General features: G+C 71.7%; 15 protein-coding genes. 10 read left to right on the top strand and 5 right to left on the bottom strand.

Annotated elements, in window-relative coordinates; translation table 11 throughout:
* Positions 1 to 60: 60 nt before the first annotated feature.
* The gene (gene tkt / locus ACFXAM_RS07870) at positions 61 to 2,157 is read right to left on the bottom strand and encodes a transketolase (protein WP_380288530.1); all 2,097 of its coding nucleotides are present in this window, start codon (positions 2,155 to 2,157) and stop codon (positions 61 to 63) included.
* Positions 2,158 to 2,657: 500 nt separating this feature from the next.
* Here tkt and ACFXAM_RS07865 point away from each other — a divergent pair, with 500 nt between their 5' ends.
* Positions 2,658 to 3,599: a heme o synthase gene (locus tag ACFXAM_RS07865; RefSeq protein WP_380288528.1), complete on the top strand. Its 942-nt coding sequence runs from the start codon at positions 2,658 to 2,660 to the stop codon at positions 3,597 to 3,599.
* A gap of 58 nt (positions 3,600 to 3,657) precedes the next feature.
* Here the strand turns inward: ACFXAM_RS07865 and ACFXAM_RS07860 are convergent, their stop codons facing one another.
* Positions 3,658 to 4,299, bottom strand: coding sequence for a DUF2461 domain-containing protein (locus ACFXAM_RS07860; protein WP_380288526.1), 642 nt, complete (start codon positions 4,297 to 4,299; stop codon positions 3,658 to 3,660).
* Positions 4,300 to 4,371: 72 nt separating this feature from the next.
* Between ACFXAM_RS07860 and ACFXAM_RS07855 the strand changes: the two genes are divergently transcribed.
* Positions 4,372 to 4,710: a hypothetical protein gene (locus ACFXAM_RS07855; RefSeq protein ID WP_380288524.1), complete on the top strand. Its 339-nt coding sequence runs from the start codon at positions 4,372 to 4,374 to the stop codon at positions 4,708 to 4,710.
* A gap of 71 nt (positions 4,711 to 4,781) precedes the next feature.
* On the opposite strand, the gene ACFXAM_RS07850 is transcribed toward ACFXAM_RS07855, so the two are convergent.
* Positions 4,782 to 5,771 (bottom strand): heme A synthase, encoded by a 990-nt coding sequence (locus tag ACFXAM_RS07850; protein ID WP_380288522.1) that lies wholly within the window; start codon positions 5,769 to 5,771, stop codon positions 4,782 to 4,784.
* A gap of 243 nt (positions 5,772 to 6,014) precedes the next feature.
* Between ACFXAM_RS07850 and ACFXAM_RS07845 the strand changes: the two genes are divergently transcribed.
* Together ACFXAM_RS07845 and ACFXAM_RS07840 are read left to right on the top strand one after the other, a co-directional pair.
* Entirely contained in the window at positions 6,015 to 7,406 is a 1,392-nt protein-coding gene (locus ACFXAM_RS07845) for a choice-of-anchor A family protein (RefSeq protein WP_380288520.1), read from the top strand.
* 328 nt (positions 7,407 to 7,734) lie between these two features.
* Positions 7,735 to 8,499 carry an LAETG motif-containing sortase-dependent surface protein gene (locus tag ACFXAM_RS07840; protein ID WP_380288518.1) on the top strand — a complete coding sequence of 255 codons (765 nt, stop codon included), beginning with the start codon at positions 7,735 to 7,737 and terminating at the stop codon, positions 8,497 to 8,499.
* Between the two features lie 94 nt (positions 8,500 to 8,593).
* Here the strand turns inward: ACFXAM_RS07840 and ACFXAM_RS07835 are convergent, their stop codons facing one another.
* On the bottom strand, positions 8,594 to 9,391 hold the full coding sequence (locus ACFXAM_RS07835) for an ABC transporter permease (protein WP_380288516.1): 798 nt from the start codon (positions 9,389 to 9,391) through the stop codon (positions 8,594 to 8,596).
* A complete protein-coding gene (locus ACFXAM_RS07830) occupies positions 9,388 to 10,314 on the bottom strand; it encodes an ABC transporter ATP-binding protein (RefSeq protein ID WP_380288514.1) in 927 nt (308 codons plus the stop codon). The genes ACFXAM_RS07835 and ACFXAM_RS07830 overlap by 4 nt, the downstream gene beginning before the upstream one ends.
* A 164-nt stretch (positions 10,315 to 10,478) precedes the next feature.
* Here ACFXAM_RS07830 and ACFXAM_RS07825 point away from each other — a divergent pair, with 164 nt between their 5' ends.
* From ACFXAM_RS07825 to ACFXAM_RS07800, 6 genes are all read left to right on the top strand, one after another.
* Entirely contained in the window at positions 10,479 to 11,324 is an 846-nt protein-coding gene (locus ACFXAM_RS07825; protein WP_380288512.1) for a helix-turn-helix transcriptional regulator, read from the top strand.
* A 9-nt stretch (positions 11,325 to 11,333) separates the two neighbouring features.
* Positions 11,334 to 12,749: a Fe-S cluster assembly protein SufB gene (sufB, locus tag ACFXAM_RS07820; protein ID WP_350567561.1), complete on the top strand. Its 1,416-nt coding sequence runs from the start codon at positions 11,334 to 11,336 to the stop codon at positions 12,747 to 12,749.
* A 62-nt stretch (positions 12,750 to 12,811) separates the two neighbouring features.
* Positions 12,812 to 14,059, top strand: a complete 1,248-nt coding sequence (sufD, locus tag ACFXAM_RS07815; protein ID WP_380288510.1) for a Fe-S cluster assembly protein SufD — start codon at positions 12,812 to 12,814, stop codon at positions 14,057 to 14,059.
* Positions 14,060 to 14,064: 5 nt separating this feature from the next.
* Positions 14,065 to 14,382: a non-heme iron oxygenase ferredoxin subunit gene (locus ACFXAM_RS07810; protein ID WP_380288508.1), complete on the top strand. Its 318-nt coding sequence runs from the start codon at positions 14,065 to 14,067 to the stop codon at positions 14,380 to 14,382.
* 6 nt (positions 14,383 to 14,388) lie between these two features.
* Positions 14,389 to 15,153 (top strand): Fe-S cluster assembly ATPase SufC, encoded by a 765-nt coding sequence (gene sufC / locus ACFXAM_RS07805; RefSeq protein ID WP_380288506.1) that lies wholly within the window; start codon positions 14,389 to 14,391, stop codon positions 15,151 to 15,153.
* 26 nt (positions 15,154 to 15,179) lie between these two features.
* Entirely contained in the window at positions 15,180 to 16,433 is a 1,254-nt protein-coding gene (locus ACFXAM_RS07800) for a cysteine desulfurase (protein ID WP_380288593.1), read from the top strand.
* Positions 16,434 to 16,450 lie beyond the last annotated feature (17 nt).

The raw sequence follows: 16,450 nt of genomic DNA, 5'->3' as shown, positions 1-16,450 counted from the left end.
GCCCGGCGCCCGCCCCCCCCCGCCGCCCCGGTGTGCGGTCGGCGCCCCGGCCCGGTGCCGCTAGCGGTTGACGGCTTCGAGCGAGCGCAGCGCGTTGTGGGCCTCGGCGACCACGCGCTCGGCGGTGATGCCGAACTCCTCGAAGAGCACCTTGTAGTCGGCGGAGGCGCCGAAGTGCTCCAGCGAGACGATCCGGCCGTGGTCGCCGACCAGCTCGCGCCAGCCCTGGGCGATGCCGGCCTCGACCGAGACGCGGGCCTTGACCGACGGCGGCAGCACGCTGTCGCGGTAGGCCTGGTCCTGCTCCTGGAACCACTCGAAGGACGGCAGCGAGACGACGCGGGTGGCGATGCCCTCGGCCTCCAGGACCTCGCGGGCCCTGACGGCCAGCTGGACCTCGGAGCCGGTGCCGAGCAGGATCACCTGCGGGGTGCCGGTGGACGCCTCGGCCAGGACGTAGCCGCCCTTCGCGGTGTCCTCGGGGTTGCCGTAGGACGCCCGGTCGAAGGTCGGGACGTTCTGGCGGGTGAGCGCCAGGCCGACCGGGCCGGGGTGGGTGGTCTGGCGCTCGATGATGGTGCGCCAGGCGACGGCGGTCTCGTTGGCGTCGGCCGGGCGGACCACGGACAGGCCCGGGATGGCGCGCAGCGAGGCGAGGTGCTCGACCGGCTGGTGGGTCGGGCCGTCCTCGCCCAGACCGATGGAGTCGTGGGTCCAGACGTAGGTGACCGGCAGCTTCATCAGGGCGGCGAGGCGGACGGCCGGGCGCATGTAGTCGGCGAAGACCAGGAAGGTGCCGCCGTAGACGCGGGTCTTCCCGTGCAGTGCGATGCCGTTCATGGTGGAGCCCATGGCGTGCTCGCGGATGCCGAAGTGGATGGTGCGGCCGTAGGGGCCGGCCGTCTTCAGCGGGTTGCCCTCGGGGAGGAAGGAGCTGTCCTCGTCGATGGTGGTGAGGTTGGACTCGGCGAGGTCGGCCGAGCCGCCCCACAGCTCCGGGATCACCGCGCCGAGGGCCTTGAGGGTCTCGCCGCTGGCCTTGCGGGTGGCGACGTCCTTGCCGGCCTCGAAGACCGGGACGGCCTTCTTCCAGCCGTCGGGCAGCTCGCCGGCCTGGATGCGGTCGAACTCGGCGGCGCGGCTCGGGTTGGCCGCGCGCCAGGCGTCGAAGGACTGCTGCCACTCGGCGCGGGCGGCCTTGCCGCGCTTGACGACCAGCCGGGCGTGCTCGATGACCTGGTCGCCGACCTCGAAGGTCTTCTCCGGGTCGAAGCCGAGGACCTTCTTGGTGGCGGCGATCTCGGCGGCGCCGAGCGCGGAGCCGTGGGCCTTGGCGGTGTTCTGGGCGTCCGGGGCCGGCCAGGCGATGATCGTGCGCATCGCGATCATCGACGGGCGGGAGGTCTCGGCCTTCGCGGCGGCCAGCGCCTCGGCCAGCGCGGCGACGTCGATGTCGCCGTTGGCCTTCGGGGTGACGCGCTGGACGTGCCAGCCGTACGCCTCGTAGCGCTTGAGGACGTCCTCGGAGAAGGCGGTCTCGGTGTCGCCCTCGATCGAGATGTGGTTGTCGTCGTAGAGGGCGACCAGGTTGCCGAGCTTCTGGTGGCCGGCCAGCGAGGACGCCTCGGCGGAGATGCCCTCCTCCAGGTCGCCGTCGGAGACGATGGACCAGATGGTGTGGTCGAAGGGCGACTCGCCGGCCGGGGCGTCCGGGTCGAACAGGCCGCGCTCGAAGCGGGCGGCCATCGCCATGCCCACCGCGTTGGCGATGCCCTGGCCGAGCGGGCCGGTGGTGGTCTCGACGCCGGCGGTGTGCCCGTGCTCGGGGTGGCCGGGGGTGCGGCTGCCGGCGACCCGGAAGGCCTTGAGGTCGTCGAGCTCCAGGCCGTAGCCGGAGAAGTAGAGCTGCGTGTAGAGCGTCAGGCTGGTGTGACCGGGGGAGAGGACGAACCGGTCACGGCCGACCCAGGACGGGTCGGTGGGGTCGTGGCGCAGGAAGCGCTGGAAGATCAGGTAGGCGGCCGGGGCCAACGACATGGCCGTCCCGGGGTGTCCGTTCCCGACCTTCTGGACCGCGTCCATCGCCAGGACCCGGGCCGTGTCGACGGTCCGCTCGTCGAGGTCCGACCACTCGAATGCATTCGGCGTCGTGCTCACCCTGTCTCAGGGCTCCTTCCATGGTGAAGAGTGACCCCGTGAGGGACCGGGTCGGCCACGTCGCTGGGGCCGGACGCTGTGGTGGTGCCGGTCACGGAGGGTAGATCCCGCTTCTGTGGGCGAGCCTACCGTCCGGGCCGGGGCTCACCCTCCGTGGTGGGACAACTCAGGCATGTTGGCCGTCATTCCCCGGACGGTCCGTGGACGACCCTGGCCCGGCGGGGCCGGTCCCTTTGTCCACCCTCGCCCGGATCCGTCCGGTTCGCCTCCCCGGGGTGCGGGACGGGGGACCGGCGGCCCCGCGCGGCCCCTCGGGCAACGTTCCAGGTGGGGGCGGCGGGGGTTCACCCGGGGGTGTGCGTTCCGCCCCGCCGGGGCACCCCCGGGGCCGGTGGGGAGATATGGAGCGTCTAAGGTGGCGTGGTACGCGCAGAGCGGACGATTCGGGAGACAACGTTCCGGTGGCCGCCTGCGAGGATTCATCTTCAGTTGGGGTGTTAGTGACCGCCGTCGAATCCCGTCCCGCCGGGGTCACCGGGGCGACGCCTGCGCAACGGCCGTTCGGGGCCCGTGTGGGCGCCTTCGTCGCACTGACCAAGCCGCGGATCATCGAGCTGCTGCTGATCACCACGGTTCCGGTGATGTTCCTGGCGGAACGCGGCGTGCCGAACCTGCTGCTGGTGCTGAAGGTGGTCCTCGGCGGGTACCTCTCGGCGGGCGGCGCCAACGCCCTCAACATGTACATCGACCGCGACATCGACGCGGTGATGTCCCGTACCGAGCGGCGGCCGATCGTCACCGGCATGGTCTCGCCGCGCGAGGCGCTGGTGTTCGGCATCACGCTCGGTGTGCTGTCGACGGTCTGGCTGGGCGTCCTGGTCAACTGGCTGTCCTCGGCGCTGGCGCTCGGCGCCCTGCTGTTCTACGTGTTCGTCTACACGCTGGGACTCAAGCGCCGCACCGCGCAGAACATCGTCTGGGGCGGGATCGCCGGCTGCATGCCGGTCTTCGTCGGCTGGGCGGCCGTCACCAACTCGGTCTCCTGGTCGGCCCTGGTGCTCTTCCTGGTGATCTTCTTCTGGACGCCGCCGCACTACTGGCCGCTGTCGATGAAGGTCCGCGAGGACTACGCCCGGGCCGGGGTGCCGATGCTCCCGGTGATCAAGGGCAACCTGGCCGTCGCCAAGCAGATCGTCGCCTACTCCTGGGTGATGGTGGGCGTCTCGCTGCTGCTGTGGCCGCTGGCCGACACCAGCTGGCTCTACCCGGTCTCGGCGGTGCTGCTCGGCGCGGCCTGGCTCAAGGAGGCGCACGCGCTGTACGGGCGGGCGAAGGCCGGTGTGGTGGGTGCCAAGCTCAAGGAGATGCGGCTGTTCCACTGGTCGATCACCTACCTGACGCTGCTGTTCGTGGTGATCGCGGTGGACCCGTTCGTGAAGTGAGGACTGCCGAGAAGGCCCCGGTCGATGCGACCGGGGCCTTCTTCGTTCTCCGGCGCCGTCACCGGGAGGGGAGCTCCGAGGGGCCGACGTGGCCGTCCAGCCAGTCCTTGAGCGGCTGCGAGGCGCGCAGGAAGCCGGTGATCCGCTCGTACGCGTCCCGGGTGCCCAGCCAGGGCCCGGGCGCCCACTCCTGCCAGGCGACCAGCCCCTTGTGGCGCAGCAGCGCGATCCGCGGGTGGTCCTTGGGGTAGCCGCGCGGGGCGGACTTCAGCGAGTCCCGGCCGATCACCTCGGGGCCGGCCGCGCGGACCCGGGCGACCACCCGCTCCAGCTCCGCGCCGGAGACGTCCTCGGCGACCGCGGCGCGGTAGCGCTCCAGCTGGTCGGCGGCGAGCCGGTAGAGCCCGTTGCCGCAGGCCAGGCCGTCGGCGGAGAGCTGCACGTAGCCGCCGGCCCGCAGATGGGCGCCGATGTGGGTCTTGTACGGGGACTTGTCGGCGCTGAACCGGACGTCCCGGTGGGGGCGGAAGATCGTGCCCGGCCCGAACCCGGGTTCCAGCTCGGCCAGCAGCTGCTCCATGGGCTCCCGTACGGCGTGCTCGTACCGGGCCTTGTGGGACTGCCAGAAGGTCTTGGAGTTGTCGGCTTCGAGGTGCTCGTAGAAGTCGAGCGCCTCGGCCGGCCAGCCGTCGAAGGTCACCCCCTCAGTATGTGGCCCGGTGCACACGGCGCTCCCGTCGCCAGCACCCCTACCGCTGGGTAGCATGCGGGCATGAGCAGCGCAGAGACCGCCACCCCCGCCGCGCCGGACGCCCGTGCCGAGCGCCGCGCCAAGCGCATCGCCAAGAACCTGACCGCCTTCGCCGCGCAGCACGGCGGCAGCGCCGACGGCGTCGTCGAGTACGTCGGCGCGGTCGCCACCCGGATCGTGGTGGTCGGCGCCGACGGCGCCTGGGGCGACCAGGTCGCGCCCAGCTACGCGGTGGGCCGCCGCGCCGCCGAGCTCGCGGGGATCACCCTGCACGACTCCTTCGAGGGCGAGCTCGGCCTGAAGATGCGGACCGGCGCCTACGAGTGGAAGCGGATGGCCGGCATCCAGCTCGGCGGCTGACCCGCCGCCCGTGCGACGCCGAAGGGCCCCGGTCGGGTACGACCGGGGCCCTTCGCGGTGTCCGGGAGCCGTCAGACGGCCGCGGCCTCGGGGGTGCGGGCGGCGGGGGCGCCGGAGGCGACCGGGACGGCGTCGCGGGTGCGCAGGGCGAGGGGGATGCGCAGGGCGGCGATCCAGATCAGCGTGGCGCCGAGCATGTGGAGGCCGACGAGGAGCTCGGGGACGTCGGTGAAGTACTGGACGAAGCCGATCACGCCCTGGAGCAGCAGGCCGGCGAGGAGTTCACGGGCCCGGGCCTTGGCGGCCGGCGGGGCCTTGACGGCGGCGAAGACGAAGATCACCGCGATCGACAGGCCGATCGAGACGAAGGCCAGGTCGGCGTGGGCCTGGGCGAGGCGGTCGTAGTCCAGCGGGATGCGCGGGACCATCTTGTTGTCCTTGGGCGTGCCCGGGTGGTGTCCGGCGCCGGTGACCAGGGTGCCGGCGGCCACCAGCAGGCCGATCACGCCGACCAGGACGTAGCCGAGGCGCTTGATGGGCTCGGCGACCAGCGGGCGGGCCGGGCCGTCGCCCTCCTTGCTGCGCTCCCACATCAGGGTGGCGACCCAGACCAGGGCCATCGCGGCGATCAGGTGCAGCGCCACGGTGTAGGGGTTGAGGCCGGTCAGCACGGTGATGCCGCCGAGCACGGCGTTGCTCATCACCAGCCAGAACTGCGCCCAGCCGAGCTTGGTCAGGCTGTGCCGCCAGGGGCGGTGGCCGCGGGCGGCGAGGATCGCCCAGCCGACGGCGGCGCTCAGCACGTAGGTGAGCATCCGGTTGGTGAACTCGACGACGCCGTGGAAGCCCATCTCGGCGGTCGGGGTGAGGCTCTCGTCGGTGCAGCGCGGCCAGGTGGTGCAGCCGAGGCCGGAGGCGGTGAGCCGGACGGCGCCGCCGGTGACGACGATCACCACGCTCATCACCAGCGCGGCGAACGCGGCGCGCTTGACCACGGCGGCGGAGGGCTGCCAGCGCTCGGCGAGCAGGGAGAAGGGGGTGGTGTTAGGCACGGCGTCCATGGTATGCGGCCTTACAGCCGATCTTGGGGCGGGGCGGCGGTGGCGTCCGGTCGAACGGCGGAGTCTTCCCGAGTCGACTTAGCGGTAAACCCATGTTCCGTAAAGACGTCGCAAAAAGGACTGTTCGGGCAACACGGTCATTGGTCTTGACCATTCACCCATTTGGCCGAAAGAGTGCGGGTTGGTCCATACCTTTTTCAGGTGGACCCCTCCCACCCCCGCACGTAAGCGGAGATCCTGCACATGCGCATATCCGTTCCCGCCGCAGCGCTCGCGCTCGGTGGATCACTCGTTCTGGCCGGGCTGGTAGCCCCGGCCACCGCCTACGCCGCCGACCCGAACCAGTGCCTGAGCCTCGGGGTCGCCAACCTCTACGGAGAGTTCGTCGAGGGTGACGACACCCATACGCCGGACGCCGAGGGTGCGGTGGCGGTCGGCGGCAACGCCGACTTCACCGGCGGTTTCTCGGTCGGCCAGGAGCTGACCGCGGACCAGGTCAAGGCGCTGCCCGGCGGCAACGCCCTGGTCGTCGCCGGCAAGCTGACCGGCGGCAACACCCAGGTGATGAAGGGCAACGGCGTCTACGGCTCGAAGCCCGAGGCCGCCGTGATCCAGGCCCACCAGGGCACCGTCGGCCAGGGCGGCTCGCCGATCGACTTCGCCGCCGAGTTCGCCAGGGCGCGCGCCGTCGCCACCACGCTGGCGGGGCTGCCGCAGACCGCCGGCGCCACCGTCGAGGCCAAGGGCAAGGAGCTCTACCTCACCAGCGGCGACGCGAAGTTCAACAGCTTCACCGTTCCGGCGGCCACCCTGCAGGGCGCCACCGACATCTTCGTGAAGGTGCCGGCCGGCGCGGTCACCGTGGTCACCGTCACCGGCGCGTCGTACGACCAGGCCGCCGCGAAGACCACCGGCTTCCACCTGTGGGACGAGGGCAAGAAGGCCTACGTCCTCGACGACAAGAACCAGAGCGCGCACGGCGGCGCCGTCCGCTCCAAGCTGCTCTGGAACTTCCCGACCGCCACCAAGGTGGTCAAGAGCAGCCTGGCCGCCTGGTCCGGCACCGTGCTGGCGCCGAACGCCGCGTTCGACCTCGGCTCGGCCGCCCCGGTGAACGGCTCGGTCATCGTCAAGTCGCTGACCGGCAAGGGCGGCGCGGAGACGCACCACTACCCGTTCACCGGCTGCCTGCCGGGCGTCGTGACCCCCACCACGCCGCCGACCACGCCGGCCACCACGCCGCCGGTGGTGGTGCCGACCGGTACGCCGTCCGCCACCACCACGCCGTCCACGCCGCCCACCCCGGGCACCACCGGGACGCCGAGCACCCCGCCGGCCACCCCGGGCACCGCCGCTCCGTCGGTGACGCCGAGCGGTTCGACCGCCCCGTCCGCCTCGGGGACGGCCAAGCCGTCCGCGAGCGCCTCGGCGAGCCCGTCGGCCTCCGCGTCCGGCGCGGCGGTCGTACCGGGCGCCTCGGCGAGCCCGTCGGTCAAGGCCGACGCCGGGGGCGACCTCGCCCACACCGGTTCCGGCCCGGTCGTGCCGCTGGCGATCGGCGGCGCGGTGGTCATCGCCGCCGGTGGCGCGCTGGTCCTGGTCGCGCGTCGGCGCAAGGCGGCCGGCCAGGCCTGAGCCCGCCCCTGGAAGGTGTCGGACCGTCAATGATCCGAACTGCCCGATCAGGCACCCCCGGTGATCGCGAACGATCACCGGGGGTCGCGCTTTTCGGCCACTGTGACGGAGTTCATTCCGTGTTGGCCGAAGCGGCGTCCTCCGAGGCCGTGGGTGTGATGGGGTACCGATGCACACGCACAGGCGGCCGGACAGAGGAAATCCGGCCGCGCAGCGGGGTGTGGAGAGGTACGGGAGTGCCGGTAGAGTCCCCCGGACAGTCGTAGCGGGCCACCGCTGTTCCACTCAACACGCCTGCTGCACAAGACCATTCGGAGGGGACAACGAGATGGCGCGACAGCGGCGGCAGATGATCGGAACCGGCGCGGCGGTGGCGGGCACGGCGGCGGCCGCCGTCCTGCTGCCGGTGGTGCTGGCGACCAGCGCGTCGGCCCATGTGCCGACCTGGCGGGTGACCTGCGACAGCATCGTGGTCGACCTGACCAACTACAGTGCCGAGGCGGGGATCAAGAACTCCGTCAGCCTGACCCTGGACGGCGTGAAGCTGCTGGACCAGAAGGAGTTCGGCAAGGAGTTCCACCAGACCTTCCCGGTGGCGGCGCACAACGCGCCGGTCGACGCCACGCTCGTGGTGACCACCACCGAGGACCCCAAGAACAACGACTGGAACAAGACCGAGACCAAGACGATCCCGGTCTGCGCCACGCCGACGCCCACCCCGACTCCCACGCCGACCCCCACGCCGACGCCGACCCCGACGCCGACGCCGACGCCCACCCCCACGGTGACGCCGACCCCGACGCCGACGCCCACGCCGACGCCGACCCCCACGCCCACCCGGACGGCCACCCCGACCCCGACCCCGACGCCCACCCCCACGCCGACGCGTACGGTGACGCCGACCCCCACCCCCAGCCGCACGGCGACCCCGGCCCCGGTCGTCACGCCGGCCCCGGCCGCCCCGGCGCTCGCGCAGACCGGTAGCAGCGACGCCACCCCGGTCATCGCGGCCGTCGGCGGCGGCGTGGTCGTCCTCGGCGGCGCCCTCCTGCTGCTCGCCCGCCGCCGCCGCGGCGCCAACCCCGAGAGCTGATCCGGAGGGGACGCGGGTCCCCCGGTCCGGAGACGACGACGGCCCCCGGCTCATCCACCGAGCCGGGGGCCGTTCCGTCGTGCGGGGCCGGGTGTCACTCCCAGCGGAAGAACCGGGCGGCGGCGGCGAGGGCGGCCACGGCCCAGGCGGCGAGGACGGCGAGGTCGGTCCAGGGGGTGGCGGCGCCGGTCTGCAGGACGGCGCGCAGGCCGTCGGAGAGGGCGGCGATGGGGAGGAGTTCCAGGGCCGACTGGACGGCGGCGGGGAACTTCGAGAGCGGGACGATCACCCCGCCGGCCAGCAGCAGCAGGATGAAGACCAGGTTGGCGGCGGCCAGGGTGGCCTCGGCGCGCAGGGTGCCGGCCATCAGCAGGCCGAGGCCGGAGAAGGCGGCGGTGCCGAGCACCAGGAGGGCGAGGACGCCGAGCGGGTTGCCCTGCGGGGACCAGCCGAGGGCCAGCGCGATCACCGACAGCAGCGCCACCTGGAGCGCCTCGGTGACCAGCACGCAGCCGGTCTTCGCGGTGAGCAGCGCCCAGCGGGGGAGCGGGCTGGCACCGAGGCGCTTCAGCACGCCGTAGCGCCGCTCGAAGCCGGTGGCGATGGCCTGGCCGGTGAACGCGGTGGACATCACCGCGAGCGCGAGCAGCCCCGGGGCGAGGAAGTCCACCCGCTTGCCGGGCCCCTCGACGGCGACGACGTCGACGGCGGAGAAGAGCACCAGCAGCACCGTCGGGATGACCACGGTGAGCAGCAGCTGCTCACCGTTGCGCAGCAGCATCCGGGTCTCGAACGCGGTCTGCGCGAGCAGCATCCGGCCGACCGGCGCGGCGCCGGGCCTCGGGGCGTAGCCGGCGTGGCCAGTGTCGTCGGCGTGGTCGGTGGTGGTCATGAACGCAGGTCCCGTCCGGTCAGGTCGAGGAAGACGTCTTCGAGGCTGCGGCGCTGCACCGCGAGCCGTTCGGGCAGCACGCCGCCGGCCGCGCACCAGGCGGTGACGGTGGCCAGCAGCTGCGGGTCGACCGGCGCCTCGACGCGGTAGCTGCCGGGGGAGGTCTCGGCGGCGGTGGCGCCCTCGGGCAGCTCCTTGAGCAGGGTGGCGAGGTCCAGCCCGGGCGGCGCGTCGAAGCGCACGGTGGACTCCGCGCCGCCGCGGCAGAGCTCGTCCGGGGTGCCCTCGGCGATCACCCGGCCGCGGTCGACGATCGCGACCCGGTCGGCGAGCTGCTCGGCCTCCTCCATGTGGTGGGTGGTGACCACCACGGTGACGCCGTCCCGGCGCAGGTCGCGGACCAGCTCCCAGGTGGCGCGGCGGGCCTGCGGGTCCAGGCCCGCGGTGGGCTCGTCCAGGAAGACCAGCTCGGGGCGGCCGACCACGGCCATCGCCAGGGCGAGCCGCTGCTGCTGGCCGCCGGAGAGCCGGCGGTAGGCGGTGCGCCCGCAGGAGCCGAGGCCGAGCCGCTCGACCAGCGCGTCGACGTCCAGCGGGTGGGCGTGCAGCCGGGCGGTGTGCCGGAGCATCTCGACGGCACGGGCCCCCGCGTAGACGCCGCCGGACTGCAGCATCACGCCGATCCGGGGGCGCAGCTCGGCGCCCCGGGCGACCGGGTCCAGGCCGAGCACCCGCACGGTGCCGGCATCCGGACGGCGGTAGCCCTCGCAGGTCTCGATGGTGGTGGTCTTGCCGGCGCCGTTGGGGCCGAGGACGGCGGTGACCGTGCCGCGCGCGATGCTGAGGTCGAGACCGTCCACCGCGGCCTTCTCGCCGTAGCGCTTGACCAGCCCGGTGATCTGGACCGCGGGTTCGGATTGCATACGGGTGAGTCTAAGAGCCCCCAACAGGCCGTTTGCACGCCGGGCTTGATCACTTCATCCGCTGGTCAGGTAAGGCTTACCTGCGTGACAGATGCCACGGGTGAGGCCTGGATCACGGCTTGTCCTGCCGGAAGTAATTACGCAACACTGGTGTTGTGAAAAACATGCGCGAGCACTCCACGCAGCAGGAGGCCGAGTCGGCCCCCGGCTGCGCCGTGCCCGCGACGGCGGCCGAGGTCCTGCTGGACGGCCACCGGGCCACCCGGGACCGGGTCGCCCGCTCCATCCTGGACCACGGCCCGTCCTCCGCCGCCGACCTGGCGAGCAGGCTCGGCCTCACGGCCGCCGCCGTCCGCCGTCACCTGGACGGCCTCACCGCCGCCGGTCTGGTCGAGTCCCGCGAGCAGCGGGTCTACGGCAGCCGCGGCCGGGGCCGCCCGGCCAAGGTCTTCGCCCTCACCGACGCCGGCCGGGACGCCTTCTACCAGGAGTACGACCAGCTCGCCGCCGACGCCCTGCGCTGGATCTCCGACTCGGTCGGCGGCGGCAAGGCCGGCGAGGAGGCGGTCGCCGCCTTCGCCCGCGCCCGGTTCGGCCGGCAGGCGGAGAAGTACCTGGAGGCCCTGCGCACCGCCGGGGCGGCGGAACGCACCGAGGCACTCGCCCAGGCACTCAGTGCCGACGGGTACGCTGCCACGGTGCGGCGGGTCCCGTCGGCCGCGGCGAAGGCCCCGGCGGGCGCCCAGCTCTGCCAGCACCACTGCCCGGTCGCGCACATCGCCGAGCAGTTCCCGCAGCTCTGCGAGGCGGAGACCGAGGTCTTCTCCCAGCTGCTGGGCACCCATGTGCAACGGCTGGCCACCATCGCCCACGGCGACGGGGTCTGCACGACCTATGTGCCGGCACCCGGTGCCGCATCGTCGCCCGCCCTGCGCACCGCCGCGGGCCGGGACACCGGTGCCGCGCCGACTGCCGGTACGTCCACCGATGATTCAGCGTCCGCGCGTTAGGAAGCCCGCATGACTGACACCGTTTCGCACCCCGAGCTCGAAGGCCTCGGCACTTACGAGTACGGCTGGGCCGACCCGGACGTGGCCGGCGCCGCCGCCAAGCGCGGACTGAACGAGGACGTCGTCCGCGACATCTCGGCCAAGAAGAACGAGTCCGAGTGGATGCTGAACCTGCGTCTCAAGGGCCTCAAGCTGTTCGGGAAGAAGCCCATGCCGACCTGGGGCTCCGACCTGTCCGGCATCGACTTCGACAACATCAAGTACTTCGTCCGCTCCACCGAGAAGCAGGCCGAGTCCTGGGAGGACCTGCCGGCGGACATCAAGGCGACGTACGACAAGCTGGGCATCCCGGAGGCGGAGAAGCAGCGCCTGGTCGCCGGTGTCGCCGCCCAGTACGAGTCCGAGGTCGTCTACCACCAGATCCGCGAGGACCTGGAGGAGCAGGGCGTCATCTTCCTGGACACCGACACCGCGCTGCGCGAGCACCCGGAGCTGTTCAAGGAGTACTTCGGCACCGTCATCCCGGCCGGCGACAACAAGTTCGCCGCGCTGAACACGGCCGTGTGGTCCGGCGGCTCCTTCATCTACGTGCCGAAGGGTGTCCACGTCGACATCCCGCTGCAGGCCTACTTCCGGATCAACACCGAGAACATGGGCCAGTTCGAGCGGACGCTGATCATCGTCGACGAGGACGCCTACGTCCACTACGTCGAGGGCTGCACCGCGCCGATCTACTCCTCCGACTCGCTGCACTCGGCGGTCGTGGAGATCATCGTCAAGAAGGGCGGCCGCTGCCGCTACACGACCATCCAGAACTGGTCGAACAACGTCTACAACCTGGTCACCAAGCGCGCCGTGGCGTACGAGGGCGCGACCATGGAGTGGATCGACGGCAACATCGGCTCCAAGGTCACCATGAAGTACCCGGCCGTCTACCTGATGGGCGAGCACGCCAAGGGCGAGACCCTGTCCATCGCCTTCGCCGGCGAGGGCCAGCACCAGGACGCCGGCGCCAAGATGGTCCACATGGCGCCGAACACCTCCTCGAACATCGTCTCCAAGTCGGTGGCCCGGGGCGGCGGCCGCACCTCGTACCGCGGTCTGATCGAGATCGGCGAGGGCTCCAAGGGCGCCAAGTCCAACGTGCTCTGCGACGCGCTGCTGGTCGACACCATCTCGCGCTCGGACACCTACCCGTACGTGGACGTCCGCGAGGACGACGTGTCCATGGGCCACGAGGCGACCGTCTCCAAGGTCAGCGAGGACCAGCTCTTCTACCTGATGAGCCGCGGCATGACCGAGTTCGAGGCCATGGCGATGATCGTCCGCGGTTTCGTCGAGCCCATCGCGCGCGAGCTGCCGATGGAGTACGCGCTGGAGCTGAACCGGCTGATCGAGCTGCAGATGGAGGGGTCCGTCGGCTGACCCGCCGACCGCCCCGCCGTCCATCGACACGTATTTTGAGGAAGAGAGCACAACGAACAGCCATGGCTGACACGCCTTTGAATGTCGCTGCGAACAACACCGGCTCCACCACCGCCGGTTCGATCGAGGTCGGCACCGCCGGCGCCGGCGCCCAGCTGGCCGGCCCCGGCACCGGCCGGGACAGCGTCCGGCAGCCGATCGACGCCCGCGTCGCGGTCGCGCCGTCCTTCGACGTCGCGGACTTCCCGGTGCCCACCGGCCGCGAGGAGGACTGGCGGTTCACCCCGCTGCACCGCCTCGGCGGCCTGCACGACGGCACCGCCGTCGACGCCGAGAAGGGCGAGGACAAGGTCGAGCTGAGCCTGCCCGAGGGCGTCACCGCCGAGACCGTCGGCCGGGACGACGCCCGCCTCGGCAAGGCCGGCAAGCCGGTCGACCGGGTCGCCGCGCAGGCGTTCAGCGCCTTCGAGCAGGCGCTCGTGGTCACCGTCCCCCAGGAGACGGCGCTCACCGAGCCGGTGCGGATCGACGTGCACGGCGAGGGCGGCACCCGCTTCGCGCACGTGGTCCTCGACGTCAAGCCGTTCGCCGAGGCCGTCGTGGTGCTGAACCACACCGGCACCGGCACCCGGGCCGCCAACGTCGAGCTGCTGCTCGGCGACGGCGCCAAGCTCACCTTCGTCTCGGTCCAGGACTGGGACCGCGACGCCGTGCACGTCGCCCAGCAGACCGCGCTGATCGGCCGCGACGCCTCGCTGAAGTCCGTCGTCGTCACCTTCGGCGGCGACGTGGTGCGCCTGCACCCGCGGGTCGGCTACGCCGCGCCCGGCGGCGAGGCCGAGCTGTTCGGCCTCTACTTCGCCGACGCCGGCCAGCACCTGGAGCACCGTCTGGTCATCGACCACGACACCCCCCACTGCCGCTCCAACGTCGTCTACAAGGGCGCGCTGCAGGGCCAGGACGCGCACGCCGTGTGGATCGGCGACGTGCTGATCCGCGCCGCCGCCGAGGGCACCGACACCTACGAGCACAACCGCAACCTGGTGCTCACCGACGGTGCCCGGGTCGACTCGGTGCCGAACCTGGAGATCGAGACCGGCGAGATCGTCGGCGCCGGCCACGCCTCCGCCACCGGCCGCTTCGACGACGAGCAGCTCTTCTACCTTCAGGCCCGCGGCATCCCGGCCGACGAGGCCCGCCGCCTGGTGGTGCGCGGCTTCTTCGCCGAGCTGGTCCAGCAGATCGGCGTCGCCGAGATCCAGGACCACCTCATGGAGAAGATCGAGGCCGAGCTGGAAGCGGCGGTCTGACCCCGATGAGCTTCCTTCGCGCCTGCGCGCTGAGCGAACTGGCTGAGGACGTGCCCAAGCGCGTCGACCTCAACGGCGTGCCGGTGGCCGTCGTCCGCACCGACGAGGGGGTGTTCGCGATCAACGACATCTGCTCGCACGCGAACGTCGCGCTCTCCGAGGGCGAGGTCGAGGACTGCATGATCGAGTGCTGGCTGCACGGCTCCAGCTTCGACCTGCGCACCGGCAAGCCCTCCGGCCTGCCCGCCACCAGGCCGGTCGCTGTCTACCCCGTAAAGATCGAAGGGGACGATGTGCTCGTCTCCGTCAACCAGGAGTCCTGAGTACACATGGCTACCCTTGAAATCCGCGACCTGCACGTCTCCGTCGAGGCGGAGAACGGCCCCCGGGAGATCCTGAAGGGCGTCGACCTGACCGTGAAGCAGGGCGAGACCCACGCCATCATGGGTCCGAACGGCTCCGGCAAGTCCACCCTGGCCTACTCGCTGGCCGGCCACCCCAAGTACACCGTCACCGGCGGCTCCGTCCTGCTGGACGGCGAGGACGTCCTGGAGATGTCCGTCGACGAGCGCGCCCGGGCCGGCGTCTTCCTCGCCATGCAGTACCCGGTCGAGGTCCCCGGCGTCTCGGTCTCCAACTTCCTGCGCACCGCCGCCACCGCCGTCCGCGGCGAGGCCCCCAAGCTGCGCACCTGGGTGAAGGAGGTCAAGGAGGCGATGGCCGCCCTCCAGATGGACCCGGCCTTCGCCGAGCGCAACGTCAACGAGGGCTTCTCCGGCGGTGAGAAGAAGCGCCACGAGATCCTCCAGCTGGAGCTGCTCAAGCCGCGGATCGCGATCCTCGACGAGACCGACTCCGGCCTGGACGTCGACGCGCTGCGGGTCGTCTCCGAGGGCATCAACCGCGTTCGTTCGACCGGGGAGGTGGGCACCCTGCTGGTCACCCACTACACCCGCATCCTGCGCTACATCAAGCCCGACCACGTCCACGTCTTCGCGGGCGGCCGCATCGTCGAGTCCGGCGGTGCCGAGCTGGCCGACAAGCTGGAGGAGGAGGGCTACGAGGCCTACGTGAAGGGTGGCGCGTCCGAGTGATCCATACGCACGAGTCGCACGGGTCGGTGGTCCTGCCGGGCCTGCTCGACACCGACGCGATCCGCAAGGACTTCCCGGTCCTGCAGCGCCTGCTGCACGACGACAAGCAGCTCGTCTACCTGGACAACGCGGCCACCTCGCAGAAGCCCCGCCAGGTGCTCGACGCGCTGAACGCCTACTACGAGCGGCACAACGCCAACGTCCACCGCGGCGTGCACGTGCTCGCCGAGGAGGCCACGGCGCTGTACGAGGGCGCCCGGGACAAGGTCGCGGCGTTCGTCAACGCGCCGAGCCGCGACGAGGTGATCTTCACCAAGAACGCCTCCGAGTCGCTCAACCTGGTCGCCAACATGCTCGGCTGGGCCGACGAGCCGTACCGGGTCGACAAGGACTCCGAGATCGTCATCACGGAGATGGAGCACCACTCCAACATCGTGCCGTGGCAGCTGCTGGCGCAGCGCACCGGCGCGAAGCTGAAGTGGTTCGGGCTGACCGACGAGGGCCGGCTCGACCTGTCGAACATCGACGAGCTGATCACCGAGAAGACCAAGGTGGTCTCCTTCACCCTGGTCTCCAACCTGCTCGGCACCGTCAACCCGGTCGAGGCGATCGTGCGCAAGGCGCAGGACGTCGGCGCCCTGGTCGTGATCGACGCCTCGCAGGCCGCGCCGCACATGGTGCTGGACGTGCAGGCGCTGGAGGCCGACTTCGTCGCCTTCACCGGTCACAAGATGCTGGCCCCGACCGGCATCGGCGTGCTCTGGGGCCGCCAGGAGCTGCTGGAGGACCTCCCGCCGTTCCTCGGCGGCGGCGAGATGATCGAGACCGTCACCATGGGCTCGTCCACCTACGCCCCGGCGCCGCACAAGTTCGAGGCCGGCACCCCGCCGATCGCCCAGGCGGTCGGTCTCGGCGCGGCCATCGACTACCTGTCCGGCATCGGCATGGAGCGGATCGCCGCCCATGAGCACGCCATCACCGCGTACGCGGTCGAGCGGCTGCTGGAGGTCCCGGACCTGCGGATCATCGGCCCGCGCACGGCCGTCGACCGCGGTGCGGCGATCTCGTTCACGCTGGGCGACATCCACCCGCACGACGTGGGCCAGGTGCTCGACGAGCAGGGCATCGCGGTGCGCGTGGGCCACCACTGCGCGCGGCCGGTCTGCCTGCGGTACGGAATTCCGGCGACCACCCGGGCGTCGTTCTACCTGTACTCGACGCCGGGCGAGGTCGACGTGCTGGTCGACGGCCTGCACCACGTCCGGAACTTCTTCGGCTGACGGGACGGGGCAACGCG

It is taken from the genome of Kitasatospora sp. NPDC059462 (assembly GCF_042749955.1).
Taxonomy (GTDB): domain Bacteria; phylum Actinomycetota; class Actinomycetes; order Streptomycetales; family Streptomycetaceae; genus Kitasatospora.
The sequence above is the reverse complement of the archived record's forward strand: the minus strand, read 5'-3'. Positions and strand labels throughout refer to the sequence as shown.

Excerpts from the sequence above, each read along its gene's own strand:
- ACFXAM_RS07855 (WP_380288524.1), top strand. The coding sequence starts at position 4,372 with ATGAGCAGCGCAGAGACCGCCACCCCCGCCGCGCCGGACGCCCGTGCC.
- ACFXAM_RS07850 (WP_380288522.1), bottom strand. The coding sequence starts at position 5,771 with ATGGACGCCGTGCCTAACACCACCCCCTTCTCCCTGCTCGCCGAGCGC.
- ACFXAM_RS07845 (WP_380288520.1), top strand. The coding sequence starts at position 6,015 with ATGCGCATATCCGTTCCCGCCGCAGCGCTCGCGCTCGGTGGATCACTC.
- ACFXAM_RS07840 (WP_380288518.1), top strand. The coding sequence starts at position 7,735 with ATGGCGCGACAGCGGCGGCAGATGATCGGAACCGGCGCGGCGGTGGCG.
- ACFXAM_RS07835 (WP_380288516.1), bottom strand. The coding sequence starts at position 9,391 with ATGACCACCACCGACCACGCCGACGACACTGGCCACGCCGGCTACGCC.
- ACFXAM_RS07830 (WP_380288514.1), bottom strand. The coding sequence starts at position 10,314 with ATGCAATCCGAACCCGCGGTCCAGATCACCGGGCTGGTCAAGCGCTAC.
- ACFXAM_RS07825 (WP_380288512.1), top strand. The coding sequence starts at position 10,479 with ATGCGCGAGCACTCCACGCAGCAGGAGGCCGAGTCGGCCCCCGGCTGC.
- sufB (WP_350567561.1), top strand. The coding sequence starts at position 11,334 with ATGACTGACACCGTTTCGCACCCCGAGCTCGAAGGCCTCGGCACTTAC.
- sufD (WP_380288510.1), top strand. The coding sequence starts at position 12,812 with ATGGCTGACACGCCTTTGAATGTCGCTGCGAACAACACCGGCTCCACC.
- ACFXAM_RS07810 (WP_380288508.1), top strand. The coding sequence starts at position 14,065 with ATGAGCTTCCTTCGCGCCTGCGCGCTGAGCGAACTGGCTGAGGACGTG.
- sufC (WP_380288506.1), top strand. The coding sequence starts at position 14,389 with ATGGCTACCCTTGAAATCCGCGACCTGCACGTCTCCGTCGAGGCGGAG.